13 protein-coding genes and 1 pseudogene are annotated in these 14499 nt (G+C 60.5%); 2 read left to right on the top strand and 12 right to left on the bottom strand.

What is annotated here, in order from left to right:
- Positions 1–80: 80 nt before the first annotated feature.
- Positions 81–1265, bottom strand: a complete 1185-nt coding sequence (locus tag ACS4RR_RS08955; protein WP_170254710.1) for a glycosyltransferase family 4 protein — start codon at positions 1263–1265, stop codon at positions 81–83.
- 245 nt (positions 1266–1510) lie between these two features.
- A complete protein-coding gene (locus ACS4RR_RS08960) occupies positions 1511–2551 on the bottom strand; it encodes a glutamine synthetase beta-grasp domain-containing protein (RefSeq protein WP_017965408.1) in 1041 nt (346 codons plus the stop codon).
- Between the two features lie 432 nt (positions 2552–2983).
- Here ACS4RR_RS08960 and gstI point away from each other — a divergent pair.
- Positions 2984–3174, top strand: a pseudogene (gene gstI / locus ACS4RR_RS08965) (glutamine synthetase translation inhibitor GstI).
- A gap of 110 nt (positions 3175–3284) precedes the next feature.
- Here the strand turns inward: gstI and ACS4RR_RS08970 are convergent.
- The 7 genes from ACS4RR_RS08970 to ACS4RR_RS09000 form a co-directional block, all read right to left on the bottom strand.
- Positions 3285–4205 (bottom strand): sugar kinase, encoded by a 921-nt coding sequence (locus ACS4RR_RS08970; protein WP_017965406.1) that lies wholly within the window; start codon positions 4203–4205, stop codon positions 3285–3287.
- 164 nt (positions 4206–4369) lie between these two features.
- Complete coding sequence (locus ACS4RR_RS08975) at positions 4370–4711, bottom strand: hypothetical protein (RefSeq protein WP_017965405.1); 342 nt, start codon at positions 4709–4711, stop codon at positions 4370–4372.
- A gap of 167 nt (positions 4712–4878) precedes the next feature.
- Positions 4879–5865: an ABC transporter ATP-binding protein gene (locus tag ACS4RR_RS08980; protein ID WP_017965404.1), complete on the bottom strand. Its 987-nt coding sequence runs from the start codon at positions 5863–5865 to the stop codon at positions 4879–4881.
- Positions 5858–6850 carry an ABC transporter ATP-binding protein gene (locus ACS4RR_RS08985; RefSeq protein WP_456189980.1) on the bottom strand — a complete coding sequence of 331 codons (993 nt, stop codon included), beginning with the start codon at positions 6848–6850 and terminating at the stop codon, positions 5858–5860. The genes ACS4RR_RS08980 and ACS4RR_RS08985 overlap by 8 nt, the downstream gene beginning before the upstream one ends.
- Positions 6851–7768, bottom strand: a complete 918-nt coding sequence (locus ACS4RR_RS08990; RefSeq protein ID WP_018495229.1) for an ABC transporter permease — start codon at positions 7766–7768, stop codon at positions 6851–6853.
- Entirely contained in the window at positions 7765–8688 is a 924-nt protein-coding gene (locus tag ACS4RR_RS08995; protein WP_017965401.1) for an ABC transporter permease subunit, read from the bottom strand. The genes ACS4RR_RS08990 and ACS4RR_RS08995 overlap by 4 nt, the downstream gene beginning before the upstream one ends.
- 48 nt (positions 8689–8736) lie before the next feature.
- On the bottom strand, positions 8737–10317 hold the full coding sequence (locus ACS4RR_RS09000; protein ID WP_456189981.1) for a peptide ABC transporter substrate-binding protein: 1581 nt from the start codon (positions 10315–10317) through the stop codon (positions 8737–8739).
- A gap of 285 nt (positions 10318–10602) precedes the next feature.
- On the opposite strand from ACS4RR_RS09000, the gene bglA reads away from it, so the two are divergent.
- Positions 10603–12249 (top strand): beta-galactosidase BglA, encoded by a 1647-nt coding sequence (gene bglA / locus ACS4RR_RS09005; protein WP_456189982.1) that lies wholly within the window; start codon positions 10603–10605, stop codon positions 12247–12249.
- Positions 12250–12252: 3 nt separating this feature from the next.
- Here the strand turns inward: bglA and ACS4RR_RS09010 are convergent, their stop codons facing one another.
- The 3 genes from ACS4RR_RS09010 to ade are packed head-to-tail and all read right to left on the bottom strand — an operon-like array spanning position 12253 to position 14460.
- Positions 12253–12507 (bottom strand): ParE family toxin-like protein, encoded by a 255-nt coding sequence (locus ACS4RR_RS09010; protein ID WP_456189983.1) that lies wholly within the window; start codon positions 12505–12507, stop codon positions 12253–12255.
- Entirely contained in the window at positions 12504–12770 is a 267-nt protein-coding gene (locus ACS4RR_RS09015) for a hypothetical protein (protein ID WP_456189984.1), read from the bottom strand. The genes ACS4RR_RS09010 and ACS4RR_RS09015 overlap by 4 nt, the downstream gene beginning before the upstream one ends.
- Positions 12763–14460, bottom strand: coding sequence for an adenine deaminase (ade, locus tag ACS4RR_RS09020; protein ID WP_456189985.1), 1698 nt, complete (start codon positions 14458–14460; stop codon positions 12763–12765). The genes ACS4RR_RS09015 and ade overlap by 8 nt, the downstream gene beginning before the upstream one ends.
- Between the last annotated feature and the right edge of the window lie 39 nt (positions 14461–14499).

Below are 14499 nucleotides of genomic sequence, written 5' to 3' on the forward strand. Positions count from 1 at the left end.
TGCATCGCAGTTGCTTCGTGCTTCTAAACGCCATCGCCGAAACACCTGCCGTCCACAGCGCCTTGCACAAGCAAGAGCGATCAGTCCGCGGACGGGACAGGCCCGGCGGTTTCGCCGGGCTTTCTGCTTCTTGGAAGCGACTTGGTGGCAAATTGCCAGGCCTTCTTCCATTTCGGCGTGATCACGCCGTTGGCGGCGCGGATATTGTTGATGAACTGCAGCGTCGCCGCTTCCCAGGAATATTGCATGGCGAGTTCACGCGCCTTGATACGCGAGGCGGAGAGGGCGGCAAGGCAGGCTGTTTGCAGGTTTGTGTCGAGCGCCCCGACTTCGCTGTCCTCGCCGATGATATCGAGCGGGCCGGTGACCGGATAGGCTGCAACGGGCACGCCCGATGCCAGTGCTTCGAGGATGGTGTTGCCGAAGGTGTCGGTGAGCGAGGGAAAGACGAAGACGTCGGCCTGGGCATAGGCTTTCGCCAGATCCTCGCCGAACTGCACGCCGGCGAAGAAGACCTCGGGATATTGCTTTTCGAGCTCGGCGCGGGCCGGACCATCACCAACGACGACCTTGGAACCGGGCAGGTCGAGATCGAGGAATGCCGGCAGATTCTTTTCCAGCGCCACGCGGCCGACGGTTATGAAGATCGGGCGCGACAGGCCGAACGGGTTTTCCTCGAGCTCCATCGGACGGAACTGCGTGGCGTCGATGCCGCGGCTCCAGGGCATGAGGTTGCGGATGCCCTTTTCCGACAGTTCGCGGGCAAGGCTCGGTGTCGCCACCATGCAGCCGGCGCCGCCATTATGGAACCACCGGACGAAGGAGTAGAGCCAGCTCTTCGGTATCGGCAGGCGCGCGGAAACGTATTCCGGGAAGCGGGTGTGGTAGCTCGTCGAAAACGGCATGCGGTTCTTCAGGCACCAGCGGCGGGCGGTGAGCCCCAGAGGACCTTCGGTGGCGATATGCACGTAGGAGGGTTTGTGCTTTTCAATTTCGCGGGCGATGCGGCGGTAATTGGCGATCGACAGGCGGATCTCAGGATAGGTCGGGCAGGGGATGCTGTTGAAGCGCTCCGGCGTCACCATCGAAACCTCGATGCCCATCTTCGCCAGTTCGCGGTTGGTGTTCTCGATCGAACGCACGACGCCGTTGACCTGCGGGTGCCAGGCATCGGTGACGATCACCAGCCTCTCGGGCAGGTTTCCGGCGGCTGCGGCGTTGGCCCAGCTCTCGCCGCTATTAGTGTTTGCCGGACGTTGCAGCATGTCACGATTTCCATCCACGTCGCAGTGATCTGGCAACGCTCAACCCCAAAGCGGGGTTCCGGAACGGCGATTCCCGCTTCTCTATTTTGAGGCATGACCATGATGGAAATATTACAGCCCATATTGCAAGGATTGCAGGGCTTTCGCCTGACCGATCGCCCCGATCATGTCGGTAGCCGGCGGCGGTTTTCATACGGAAAAAAGAAGGTCACGGCGCCGATCGAGGACCGGCGCCGTTCGGGAGGTTAAGCGGCAGCGGAGGCCGAGCTTGCAGTCGGAACTTCCGAGATCGTCTTCAGAACCTGCGAAGCGATCTGGTAGGGGTCGCCTTGCGAGTTCGGGCGGCGATCTTCCAGATAGCCCTTGTAGTCGTTCTTGATGAAGGAGTGCGGCACGCGGATCGAAGCACCGCGGTCGGCAACGCCGTAGGAGAACTTGTTCCACGGAGCCGTCTCATGCTTGCCGGTCAGGCGCTTGTCGTTATCGGGGCCGTAGACCGCGATGTGGTCCATGAGGTTCTTGTCGAACTGCGCCATCAGCGCTTCGAAATATTCCTTACCACCGACTTCGCGCAGGTACTTGGTCGAGAAGTTGCAATGCATGCCCGAGCCGTTCCAGTCGGTGTCGCCGAGCGGCTTGCAATGATACTCGATGTCGATGCCGTACTTTTCGGTCAGGCGCTGCAGCAGGTAGCGTGCCATCCAGATCTGGTCGGCGGCCTTCTTGGAGCCCTTGCCGAAAATCTGGAATTCCCACTGACCCTTGGCCACTTCGGCATTGATGCCTTCGTGGTTGATGCCGGCAGCGAGGCAGAGGTCGAGGTGCTCTTCGACGATTTCGCGGGCAACGTCGCCGACGTTCGAGTAGCCGACGCCAGTGTAATAGGGACCCTGCGGAGCCGGGTAGCCCTGCTCAGGGAAGCCTAGCGGACGGCCGTTCTGGTAGAAGAAATATTCCTGTTCGAAGCCGAACCAAGCATCTTCGTCGTCGAGGATGGTCGCGCGAGCGTTCGATGCGTGCGGTGTGACGCCATCCGGCATCATGACTTCGCACATGACGAGAGCGCCGTTGGTGCGGGCCGGATCGGGATAAATGGCGACGGGCTTCAGCACGCAGTCAGAGCTGCGGCCCTCGGCCTGCATGGTCGACGAACCGTCGAAGCCCCACAGCGGAAGCTGCTCCAGCGTCGGGAATTCATCGAATTCCTTGATCTGCGTCTTGCCACGCAGGTTCGGTACCGGTGTGTACCCATCGAGCCAAATGTACTCGAGCTTAAATTTTGTCATCGCGACTCTCTCAGTGCTACAAAGGTGAGCAAATCCGGAGGCAACCTCGGCGCGCAAGCGCATCCGATCGCCAGGGATGACGCTTTAAAAGCACGTAGCGTGCCAGTTTTGGCGCCGCGCGAAAGAAAAATCGCGAATCAGCGTACCGACCGATTTTTTCCCTTTTGGATAATCGGGCTGTTTTTAACGCTCGCAGGCGGTATCGGCCATCAAAACGCACCTTTTCCATCTGGAACCGGATGAAAATTGCGGCGTTAAGCTCAAATGATGAAGTGTTAAACAAATTGGCGGAAGCTTTTGGTCGAGACAGCATGCCGACCGGCTACAATTGCAACATTGCTCTTATTTTGTGCAATTTGCATAAACTATGTGCATTATGCTATGGTAGCGGTCCTGAAATGTTGATGCGCCGAGCTGAATGGAGGCGATCTCATGCCCACCGGTTTCCACCGTGATTCCGCAACGATCTACCAGTTTCCCGTCAAGGCGATACGCAACGCCAACAGGTTCGAACGCGCCCGCCTGATGGAGCGCGAGGCAGCCGAAGTCTGCGATGCCGCACTCGACAGCTGCTGGTACCATGACGAGGCGGTTCGCGATCCGACCGGCCGACCAAGTCCTGATTTCCCCTGGTCGCGAGGCAAGGACGCCGACAAAGCCGAGCGCGCCCGCACATGGCGTTCATACTGCGTCACAAAGACCTAAAGCTCGGTAAGCTGAAAGTTCACGAGGCTTAGCTGCCATCCAATCCAAGCTTTTCCTTTACGACCAATGCACCATGTTCGCTGACGACGCGGGCAGCGACCTTTGCTGCGAAACGGGCGGCGGCAGGCGCATCGCCTGCTTCGAGATACCGTGCGAGAAACGCGCCGTTGAAGCTGTCGCCGGCGCTGGTCGTGTCGACCACCTTCTTCACCTTTTCGGCCGGAACGAAGGTTTGCTCGCCGGCAAAATTCAGCGTGACACCGTCAGCGCCGTTCTTGACGACGATATCGATGGCACCTAGCGCGCGATAGCGATGGATCGTCGCCTCGATGGAATCATCGCCGAAATGGGCGGCCTCGTCGTCGAAGCTCGGCATGACGAGCACGGAGGAGCGGGCGCCTTCGCTAATCGTCGTGTGCATCACGTCGTAGCTCGACCAGAGGCGCGGGCGGATGTTCGGATCGAAGACGACGAGCTTGCCGGCGGCCTTGGCGCGACGAACTTCGGCGAGCAGCGTCTCGGCATCCTCATGCGGCAGGATGGCAAGGGTGATGCCGGAGAAATAGATGACGGCAGCGCTTTCCACCGCCTCGCGCAGACTGTCCGGATCGGCAGCCAAGCTGCGGGCGGCCGAGCTGTCGCGCCAGTAGCTGAAGGAGCGTTCGCCATTTTTCAGGTTGATCATATAGAGGCCGGGCGTCCTGCCCCGGATACGGCGGATGAGGCTCGTGCCGATGCCTGACGTGTCGATGAAGGCCAGCATCTCATCCGACATGGCGTCGTCACCGAGGGCGGTGAAATAATCGACCGACCAGTCGGCGGCAAGGCAGGCGCGGGCATACCAGGCGGTGTTGAAGGTATCGCCGGCAAAGCCCTTGCGCAGCAGGCCGTCGCCTGCTTGCGAGAGTTCCACCATGCATTCACCGATCGATAGAAACCGTCCGCTCACTCTGTCCTCCCGGCATTAGGGCGCCGCGCGTCCAACAGGACGCGCTATCACTTTGAATTGGCGCACAATCGCTGATACGCGGAGCCGGGCAGAGTGACAAGCGTCGATATCACGAGAGATGAAAGCCCGCCTTCACGGACGAGGCGAAGGCGGGCTCTTAATACCTATTCGTGGATGGTGTAGCTGCCCATCGCGCAAAGGTCCTGCGTATCTTCGGTGGTTTCGAGGTTTGAGTCTTCCTCGAATTCGAAGCGCATGTCGTATTTGCAGACGGTTCGGCCGTCGGCGATGGTGATATCCATGGTTTCGCCCGGATCGAGAACGTTCTCGCCGAAGACGTCTTCTTCCCAGTTGTCGACGCCGGTCGGCGAGCTGTAGAAGCGCGTCAGCACGGAGTTCGTTCCGTTGATGAGCTTGAACGTCAGATCTTCGGCATGCGACGAAACGGCGGAGACGGCAATCATGGCCGCGGTAAGTGCGATTACACCTGATATTTTCGATTTCATATATGCGTTCCCCTGGCTTGCGATTAGGCCGAAATGGGATAACACATGCTTATAAAGGCTTTCTTATCAGGGTCTTTAGACCCAAAATAAGTCTGCTTCGCCCCGAAACGGATGGCGCACTGGGCATTCTTATGAGCTGGCGGCCGCTTGCGCGGCCGCCGTTCCATTCACGGCCTGTCCATATGATAACAGGCGGCTGTCTGGCCGGGGCGGACCTGCTCTGTTGGCGGCATTTCGGTGCGACAGATGTCGGTCGCCTTCCAGCAGCGCGGTGAGAAGACGCAGCCTTTCGGCGGGTTGAGCGGCGACGGCGGATCGCCCTGCAGGCGGATGCGCGTGCGCAGCCGTGCAAGTTTCGGATCCGGGACCGGCGCGGCGGAAAACAGCGCCTGCGTATAAGGGTGGGCGGGATGATCGAAGACGGTGGCGCAGTCGCCGGCTTCCACCACCCTGCCGAGATAGAGCACCAGCACATCGTCGGAGATCAGGCGCACGACGGAGAGGTCGTGGCTGATGAAGATCAGCGTCAGGCCGAATTCCTTGCGCAGCTTGCGCAGAAGCGTGATCACCTGTCCCTGGATCGAGACGTCGAGGGCCGAAACCGGCTCATCGCAGATGATGAGCTTCGGCTTGGTGACCACCGCGCGGGCGATGCCGATGCGTTGCGCCTGGCCGCCGGAGAATTCGTGCGGATAGCGGTTGATCATCTCCGGCACCAGGCCGACGGCGGTCATGATGTCGCGGACGCGTTCGGTGCGCTCGGCCCTCGTAAGCTTCGGCTCGAAGACGGTGAGCGGCTCGGCGATGATATCGCCGACCGTCATCCGCGGGTCGAGCGAGGCGATCGGATCCTGGAAGATGATCTGCATGTCGCGGCGGGCGGCGCGCATCTCCTCATCCGTGAGGTCGAGCAGGTTGCGGCCCTGCCAGAGGATGCGGCCCTTCTGCGATTTCAGCAGCCGCAGGATGGAACGGCCGAGCGTCGACTTGCCGCAGCCGGATTCGCCGACGATGCCGAGTGTCCGACCTTCGCTGAGGTCGAAGCTGACATTGTTGACGGCAGTCAGGAAGACCGGCGGCTTAAAGAGGCCCTTGGCCGGCAGTTCGAATTGGGTCGTCAGATTCTCGACCCTCAGGAGCGATCGATCAGCCATGGTTCAACAGCTCCTCGCGGCGGGGAAAGGGGTGGTAACAGGCCGCGCAATGGCGCAGCGCCAGCGTTTCGAGCGGTGGCGGGCGGTCGATGCAATCGTCCTGGACCTGCGAACAGCGCGGCGAGAAATTGCAGCCCTTCGGCAGGTGCTGCAGGTTCGGCGGACGGCCCGGAATGACGACGAGGTCGTCGACGTCCTGGTCCGGGCGCGGGATCGAGGCATGCAGTGCTGCGGTATAGGGATGGGCGGGGTTGTCGAAGAGTTCGTCGACGGGCGCCTCCTCGACGATGCGGCCGGCATACATGACGGCGACGCGGTCGGCGAGGCCGGCAACGACGCCGAGATCGTGGGTGATCATGATCAGCGCCGTGTTCATCTCCGCCGTCAGATCGTTAAATAGATCAAGGATCTGCGCCTGGATTGTGACGTCGAGCGCTGTCGTCGGCTCGTCGGCGATCAATAGCTTCGGCCGGGTGAGCAGCGCCATGGCGATGACGATGCGCTGGCGCATGCCGCCCGAGAGTTCGTGCGGGTAGAGGTGGAAGCGCCGCGTCGGGTCGGGGATGCCGACGCGTTTGAGCATGTCGAGGGCAGCAGTGGATGCGGCGCGTGCCGTCAGCCCGCCGTGAACCTCAAGCTGTTCCGTCAGTTGCCTTGAAATCTTCAGCGAGGGGTTTAAGGCGGTCATCGGGTCCTGGAAGACCATGGCCATGTCCTTGCCGCGGATCTGGTCGAGCTCGCGCGGCTTCAGCGCCAGCACGTCCTTGCCTTCGAGCAGCGCCTGTCCCGTTGTTTTGCCGTTCTTGGCAAGCAGGCCCATGATGCCGAGGAAGGTCTGGCTCTTGCCGGAACCGGACTCGCCGACGATGGCGATGCGTTCGCCGCGCCTGACGGTCAGGTTCATGTTGGAGACGGCTTTCACCTCTCCATCCGGCGTTTTGAAGGTGATCGAGTAGTCTTTGAGTTCGAGGAGGATATCCGCCATTTAACGATCCTTCGGGTCGAACGCGTCGCGCAGGCCGTCGCCGATGAAGAGCAGGCTGAGCAACAGGGCCACGAGGAAGCTTGCCGGGAAGACCAGCAGCCACGGCATGCTTTCCATGGCATCGGTTCCCTCGGCGATCAGCGTGCCGAGCGAGGTCAGCGGTTCCTGCACGCCGAAGCCGAGATAGGAAAGGAAGCTTTCGGTGGCGATGATTTCAGGCACCGTCAATGCTGCGAAGATGACCACGGGTCCGACGAGGTTCGGGATGATGTGCTTGATGATGATCTTGAACGGCCGCTGCCCGGATGCGCGGGCCGCTTCGATGAATTCGCGGTGTTTGATCGACAGCGTCTGGCCGCGCACGATGCGGGCCATGGTCAGCCATTCCAGCGCGCCGATGGCGGCAAAGAGCAGATAGACGTTGCGGCCGAAGATCACCATCAGCAGGATGACGAAGAGGATATAGGGAAGCGCGTACATAATATCGACGAAGCGCATCATGATCGCATCCAACCTGCCGCCGATATAGCCAGAGACCGCACCGTAGAGCACGCCGATGAAGACAGAGACGACGGTCGCCGTCAGCGCCACGGCCAGCGAGACGCGGGTGCCGTAAAGGACGCGGGCGAGAAGGTCGCGGCCGTTCGGGTCGGTACCGAAATAGTGGCCGGTCTCGATCGAGGGCGGGATGCGGAAGGCCGCCCAATCCGGATCCTCGTAGTTGAAGGGAATGAACCAGGGGCCGAGGAAGGCGGCGAGGATCAGAACCGTCAGCACGACGATCGACAGGACGGCGGCCTTGTTGCGCCCGAGGCGGCGCAAGGCATCCTTGGTGAGCGAGCGGCTTTCGGGCGCAAGGCCTTCCGCCTCCAGCAGCTCCTGCGCGAGCAGCTCGCGCTTTGCGGGGTTGAGGATCATCTGTTTCTCACTTTCGGATCGAGCCACGCATAGGCGATATCGACGAGAAGGTTCAGGAACACGATCAGCACCATGTAGAAGATGACGGTGCCGAGAACCATGCCGTAATCACGGTTCAGCGCTGCGTTGACGAAATAGCGGCCGATGCCGGGCAATCCGAAGATGCTCTCGACAACCAGCGAGCCGGTGAGAAGGTAACTTGCGGCCGGCCCGAGGTAGGAGACTACAGGCATCAGCGCAGGTTTCAGCGCGTGGCGCATCACGGTGAGCCGCGGGCCGATGCCCTTGGCCTTGGCGGTGCGGATGAAGTTCTGGTTCATGACCTCGATCATCGAGCCGCGCGTGATGCGCGAGATACGGCCGGCATGCGGGAGGGCGAGCACGACGATCGGCAGGATGAGGTATTTGATCGAGCCGTCACCCCAGCCGCCAACCGGAAACCACGCGAGATGGATACCGAAGACGAGCTGCAGGATGGGCGCAATCAGGAAGTTCGGCAATACGACGCCGATCAGGATGAGCGCGCCCAGAATATAATCCGGCGCCTTGTTCTGATAGAGCGCCCCAAGACAGCCGACGGCCACGCCGACAATGATCGCAATCAGGAAGGCAGCCGTACCGATGGTGAAGGTGTAGGGCAGACCGATCATGATCTGCTGGGCGACGGTGAAATCCTCACTGGCGAAGGAGGGCCCGAGATCGCCTCGGAGCAGGTCACCGACATAGATCAGGTACTGTTGGATGAGCGGCTTGTCGAGATTGTAGTGGATCGCAAGGTTCTTCAGGATCACCGGCGGCAATGGCCTTTCGCCATCGAAAGGTCCGCCGGGGGCAAGGCGCAAAACAAAAAACGAGGCTGTCACGGCGATCCACATGACGGGGATCGTCGACAGCAGGCGACGGAGTGCGTATTTGATCATGATCGTGGGCCGGTCCTTCCCGCAGTGCGCGGGAGGGACCGTTTTCCCTTACTCTTTCATCGACAGCCAGCGAGTGCGGTGGATGTCCTGAATGTTGTCGACGAAGCCTTCGATCTTCGGCGAAACGACATTCTTCGAGACGTAGTAGTAGATCGGCAGGGCGGCAGATTCATCGAGCGCCAACTGTTCGGCCTTCTTGAAGATCGCCGCACGCTTGGTGAGATCCGTCTCGGCGTTGCCTTCCTTGATCATCTTGTCGTACTCGGGATTGGACCAGCGGCCGTAGTTCATCTGCACGCCTGTCACCAGGAGGTTCAGGAAGTTGTCCGGATCGTTGTAGTCGGCGAGCCAGCCCGCGCGGCCGATTTCGACCTGGCCACGCTGCATCTGGTCGTAATGCACCTTAGTTTCGGCGTTAACGAGCTCGACATCGACGCCGAGCGGCTTCCACATGGAAGCGATGGCGACGGCGATACGCTTGTGGTTGTCGTTGGTGTTGTAGCTCAGCACGGCGTGCAGCGGCTTGTCCGGCCCGAAGCCGGCTTCGGTCAGAAGCTTCTTGGCTTCGGCAACCTTCTCGCTATAGGGCAGGTCTTTCCAGCTGACATAGGCCGGCTCGCCGTAATTCGCCGTGCCTGGCGGAACCCAGGAATAGGCCGGCAGTTCGCCGGTGCCGAGGATTTGCGGGCCGATCACTTCACGGTTGATCGCCATGGAGAGAGCCTGGCGGACGCGCTTGTCGCTGAAGGGCGGCTTCTGCGAGTTGACGACGTAATAGTAGAGGCCGGAGAAGGGGGCGACATGCGCCTGGCCAGGCAGGTTCTTCTTCATCCATTCGTATTGGTCGGTCGGGAAATCGGTGAGGATATCGAATTCGCCGGCGCGGTAGCGTTTCAGCGCGGCTTCCTGGTCTTCAAGTACGAAGAACTTCGCGCCGTCGATCTTCAGGTCTTTGGTGTCATACCACTGATCGTTCATGACGGTGGTGACATGCGAGCCCGGAACCCATTCGACGGGCTTGTAGGGGCCGTTGGTGACGATGTTGCCGATCTTGACCCAATCCTGCCCCTTCGCCTCGACGACATGCTTCGGCAGCGGATAGGCGGTGTAGTGCATCAGGGCATTGAGGAAATAAGGGGTGGAGTTTTCGAGGGTGATTTCGAGCGTCTTGTCGTCGATCGCCTTGACGCCGAGTTGGTTGAGATCGGTAATCTCACCCTTGTTGATCTTTTCCGCGTTCTTGATGGTGAACTGCAGATAGGCATAATCGGCGGCATTCTTCGGGTCGACGAGGCGCTGGAAGGCGAAGACGAAGTCTCCTGCCGTTACCGGCTGGCCATCGGACCACTTGATGCCGTCGCGAAGCTTGAAGGTGTAGACCTTGCCATCAGGCGAAATCGTCCAGCTTTCAGCCTGGCCGGGGACCGGATTGTCCTTGGCGTCCTCGGTGACGAGACCTTCGAAAATGTCGCCGGCGATACGGTTCTCCCAGTCGCCGGAAAGCTTCTGCGGATCAAGCGACTGCGGGTCGCCACCATTGTGAATGTTGAGCGTGGCCGCATGGGCCGAAAACGCCAGCAATGTGCCAAGCATTGCAGAGGCGAGAAATTTTTTCCCGAAATGGTTCATGGTGGGTCCACCTTTCTAGGCTTTGCGCCTTTATTAGACATTTGTTCCCGGTGTTTGACCTCTTACGTGCAGGTCAGTGCGCACATTATCGCAAAGGCTTTGCGTTGCAACCCCAAATCCGGAGGGTGGATTCGGGTTGTGGACAAGTCTACATACGTCTCCCCCTTGTCATATCGCGACGACTCGTCGCTGCCTTCGCAGGGCCTTCATAAAGGCTTCACATGGTTGTCTTTTGTTTCGGTCGCTTTAGTGTGGCGAGCGCAAACGAGGCAGGAGATGTAGCCGATGGCATTGCAGGCAGGCGGGAGTGCGGACTGGTGGCGTGGCGCGGTGATCTATCAGGTCTATCCGCGCTCGTTTCAGGACACCAACAGCGATGGTCTCGGCGATCTCAGGGGAATCACCCGCCGGCTGCCGCATATAGCCAGCCTCGGCGTCGACGCGATCTGGCTCTCACCCTTCTTCAAGTCGCCGATGGCCGACATGGGCTACGACGTTTCCGATTATTGCGACGTCGATCCGATCTTCGGGACGCTGGCCGATTTCGACGAGATGATGGCCGAAGCGCACAGGCTCGGCATCAAGGTTGTCATCGACCAAGTGATCTCGCATACCTCCGACCGGCATCCCTGGTTCGTCGAGAGCCGATCGAGCCGGACCAATCCTAAGGCCGACTGGTATGTCTGGGCCGATCCGAAGCCCGATGGTACGGCGCCAAACAACTGGCTGTCGATCTTCGGCGGGCCGGGCTGGGAATGGGACGGTGTCCGCCGGCAATATTACCAACACAATTTCCTGACCTCGCAGCCCGACCTCAATTTCCACAGCGCAGAAGTGCAGGAGGCGGTGCTGGAGACGGTGAAGTTCTGGCTCGACCGTGGCGTCGACGGCTTCCGGCTGGATACGGTCAACTATTATTTCTGCGACAAGCAGCTCCGAAGCAACCCGCCGCATGAGCCCGATACCAGTGACGGGGGCCTCGATGCGCCCGACACCAACCCCTACGGCATGCAGAACCATCTCTATGACAAGACGCAGCCGGAAAATGTCGATTTTCTCAAGCGCTTCCGGGCGCTGCTCGATCAGTACGAAGATCGTACAACCGTCGGCGAAGTCGGCGATGGCGCTCGTTCGCTGAAGACAGTTGGCGCCTATACGAGTGGCGGCGACAAGCTGCACATGTGCTACACATTCGATCTGCTCGGGCCGGATTTCACCGCCGAGCATATTCGCGGCTGTGTTGAGGCCTTCCAGAAGGCCGTCACGGACGGCTGGGTCTGCTGGGCTTTTTCCAACCACGACGTCATGCGCCATGTGAGCCGTTTCGCGCGGACGGAGGAAGAGCGGTCTGTCATCGCCAAGCTGGCGATCTCGGTGCTTGCGGCGCTGCGCGGTTCGATCTGCCTCTATCAAGGCGAGGAGCTCGGCCTGCCGGAGGCCGAACTCGCCTTCGAAGACCTGCGCGACCCCTACGGCATCCGCTTCTGGCCGGCCTTCAAGGGCCGAGACGGATGCCGCACACCGATGCCTTGGGAAGCCGGCAAGGCGCATGCAGGCTTCACCTCGGCCGAGAAGAGCTGGCTGCCGGTGCCTTACGAGCAGGCAGTGCTTTCCGTGGATACGCAGGAAGCGAGCGACAGCTCGGTGCTGCATCACTACCGCAAGACGCTTGCATTCCGGAGGAGTCACCCGGCGTTGATCGACGGCAACATGACCTTCATCGGCACCAACCAGGATCTGCTCGCCTTCACCCGCGAAAGGAACGGAGAAAAACTGCTCTTCGTTTTCAACCTGACGCGCAAACCGGCGGAATTCCGCCTGCCTGATGGCATGGTGCTCGGGGAACCGCTCGAGATGCCGGGCTTCGGGGCGGTGGCTGGCGCGGGGCTGGTGAAACTTGCGGCGCTAGACGGGTTTTGCGCGCGGGCTTGACGGCTATTTCAGAAGCTTATCGTAATCTGCGTGCGAGCCGATCCAGAACCAGATGATGTCATCTCCATCCCTGGCGGCTAAAGCTCTCCAGGATGTGCCGACGCGCGCCGACCAGAAGCGGCCGACGCGCTTGAAATGCAAGGAGGGATGCCTGGGATCTTGTTTGAGCAGATCGAAGTTTCCGTCGGCCAGTTTCCGTATCTGCTCAGGTAAGCAGTCATAGGCCTCCCAGAAGGCGGGAGTGGCGTGGTGTTTCAAAGCCGTCTTGTCTTTCCGGCACGAAAATCGATAAAGGCTTTCTCAGCGAGATGATCGAGTTTGCCACTCGCTGCGTCCGCTTCCATCTGCCTGTCCCAGCGTTCGGCTTGAAGGGCTTCAAACCACGCCGAAAAGGCTTCGAACTCGTACTTATCGAGTTCGGTAACGATTTTTTCAATCTGTTCCAGCTTGGTCATGATCGGCTCCAACGTTACCGCAAAATAAGCGCTGTCGCCGAATTTGCCAAGGATGCCGTCACCCAATCAGCGCGAACTTGTCCACGTCCACCATGCCGCGGTCGGATATTTTCAGGTGCGGGATGACCGGCAGTGGCAAGAAAGCGAGCTGGAGGAAGGGTTCTTCAAGCGTGGCGCCCAGTGCCAAGGCGGCTTTGCGCAGATGGTGCAGCGTATCGCGGACCGTCTCGTAGGGCTCGAGGCTCATAAGACCGGCGATAGGCAGGGCGATTTCACCGGTGATCTTGCTGTCTTCGACGACGACGAAGCCGCCCTTGATCTCGCCGAGACGGTTTGCGGCGCGCGCCATATCGTCCTCGTTGACGCCGACGACGCAGATATTGTGGCTGTCATGGCCGACGGTCGAGGCGATCGCACCCTTCTTCAGGCCGAAGCCTTGGACAAAGCCGTTGGCGTGGTTGCCGTTCTTGCCGTGGCGCTCGATGACGGCGACCTTGATGATATCGTTGGCAAGATCGACCGCAGTCTCGTTGCCGCTGACGGGCAGGCGGTAGCGGCGATGCTCGGTGATGATCTTGCCCGGGATGACGCCGATGACAGGCGTTTCGCCTTCGGCGAACGGTACGCCGAAATGGGCGGCGTTGACGGGCCGAGCCTTGACGCTGTCGAGGCCGATCGGGGCAACCGGTCTGCGCGAGGAAAAGAGCGCATCGGTGACGCGGCGGCCAGCGGAAAAGACCATGTCGGCGCGGCAGTTTTCCAGGCTGTCGAGTACCACCAGATCGGCGCGCCAGCCCGGCGCGACCAGGCCGCGGTCCCTCAGACCGAAGGCGCGGGCAGCCGAAATCGAGGCGGCGCGGTAGATCGCCAGGGCCTCGACGCCGCTTCCGATGGCTGTGCGGATCATATGATCGAGATGGCCCTGTTCGGCGATGTCGAGCGGATTGCGGTCGTCGGTGCAGAGCGCGAGGAAGGGTGAAAGCCGCTCGGTGATAATGGGTATCAGCGCGGCGAGATCCTTGGATACCGAACCCTCGCGCACGAGGATGTGCATGCCCTTGCGGATCTTTTCCATCGCTTCGCCGGCAGTCGTGCATTCATGCTCGGTTCGGATACCGGCGGCGAGGTAACCGTTGAGGTCGTTGCCGGACAGCAGCGGCGCATGACCGTCGATATGGCCGCCCTGGAAGGCGTCGAGCTTGGCCATGCAGACGGGATCCTTGTGGATCACGCCGGGAAAATTCATGAATTCTGCAAGTCCGATCACCTTCGGATGGTGGCGGAAGGGCAGGAGGCGCTCGATCGGCAGATCGGCACCGGAGGTTTCGAGATGCGTCGCCGGCACGCAGGAAGAGAGCTGGACGCGGATGTCCATGATCGTCTCCAGCGCCGATTCGAGAAAGAATTCGATGCCGGCAGTTCCGAGCACATTGGCGATCTCGTGCGGATCGCAGATCGCAGTGGTGACGCCATAGGGCAGAACGCAGCGGTCGAATTCGTGGGGTGTGACGAGCGAAGATTCGATATGCAGATGCGTGTCGATGAAGCCGGGGACGACGATCCTGCCCGATATATCGATCTCGGTTTCACCTTCGTAGCTACCTGAGGTGCCGACGATGCGATCGGCGCCGATGGCAATGTCCGACAGGACGAGTTCGCCGGTGACCAGATCGAAGAAACGGCCACCCTTCAGCACGATATCGGCCGGCACGCGGCCGACGCCCTGGTCGATGAGACGTTCGAGCTTGGTGGTCATGGCATTGCTCACATTACAACCGATTCCGAAACTTATAAC

Source organism: Rhizobium zaerense, from assembly GCF_051810725.1.
Lineage (GTDB): Bacteria > Pseudomonadota > Alphaproteobacteria > Rhizobiales > Rhizobiaceae > Rhizobium > Rhizobium leguminosarum_I.

Bases quoted from the DNA above. Each gene is read 5' to 3' on its own strand.
- bglA (WP_456189982.1), top strand. From the start codon at position 10,603: ATGGCATTGCAGGCAGGCGGGAGTGCGGACTGGTGGCGTGGCGCGGTG.
- ACS4RR_RS08980 (WP_017965404.1), bottom strand. From the start codon at position 5,865: ATGGCTGATCGATCGCTCCTGAGGGTCGAGAATCTGACGACCCAATTC.
- ACS4RR_RS08975 (WP_017965405.1), bottom strand. From the start codon at position 4,711: ATGAAATCGAAAATATCAGGTGTAATCGCACTTACCGCGGCCATGATT.
- ACS4RR_RS08990 (WP_018495229.1), bottom strand. From the start codon at position 7,768: ATGATCCTCAACCCCGCAAAGCGCGAGCTGCTCGCGCAGGAGCTGCTG.
- ACS4RR_RS08985 (WP_456189980.1), bottom strand. From the start codon at position 6,850: ATGGCGGATATCCTCCTCGAACTCAAAGACTACTCGATCACCTTCAAA.
- ACS4RR_RS09000 (WP_456189981.1), bottom strand. From the start codon at position 10,317: ATGAACCATTTCGGGAAAAAATTTCTCGCCTCTGCAATGCTTGGCACA.
- ACS4RR_RS08960 (WP_017965408.1), bottom strand. From the start codon at position 2,551: ATGACAAAATTTAAGCTCGAGTACATTTGGCTCGATGGGTACACACCG.
- ade (WP_456189985.1), bottom strand. From the start codon at position 14,460: ATGACCACCAAGCTCGAACGTCTCATCGACCAGGGCGTCGGCCGCGTG.
- ACS4RR_RS08995 (WP_017965401.1), bottom strand. From the start codon at position 8,688: ATGATCAAATACGCACTCCGTCGCCTGCTGTCGACGATCCCCGTCATG.
- ACS4RR_RS08955 (WP_170254710.1), bottom strand. From the start codon at position 1,265: ATGCTGCAACGTCCGGCAAACACTAATAGCGGCGAGAGCTGGGCCAAC.